1 protein-coding gene is annotated in these 324 nt (G+C 64.2%); it reads left to right on the top strand.

What is annotated here, in order from left to right; translation table 11 throughout:
- Nucleotides 1-324, top strand: a 324-nt coding sequence (locus EN808_RS35585; RefSeq protein ID WP_189524256.1) for an acyl-CoA dehydrogenase family protein, incomplete at both ends; no start/stop codon positions are given.

Genomic DNA, 324 nt, shown 5'->3' with positions numbered 1-324 from the left:
GGGGCGGGCCTCGATACGGTGAGCTGGCTGCTTTACGAGAAGGAGCTTGGCCGCGCCAATTATGCGCTGCACTGGACCTGCGTGGCGCGCCCATCCAACATCCTGCTTGCCGGTACGCCGGAGCAGCGCGAGAAATACCTCTTCCCCTGCATCCGCGGCGAGAAGTGGGACTGCCTGGCGATGACCGAGCCCGGCGCCGGCTCCGACCTGCGCGGCATGAAGGAGACCGCCGTTCAGGACGGCTCGGACTGGATGCTCAACGGCACCAAGCACTTTATCTCTCACGCCGACCTTGCCGATTTCGCTATCGTGTTCATGGCTTCG

It is taken from the genome of Mesorhizobium sp. M8A.F.Ca.ET.165.01.1.1, from assembly GCF_004792065.1.
In the GTDB taxonomy this organism is placed as follows: Bacteria; Pseudomonadota; Alphaproteobacteria; order Rhizobiales; family Rhizobiaceae; genus Mesorhizobium.
This window is presented reverse-complemented; position numbering and strand designations above follow the sequence as displayed.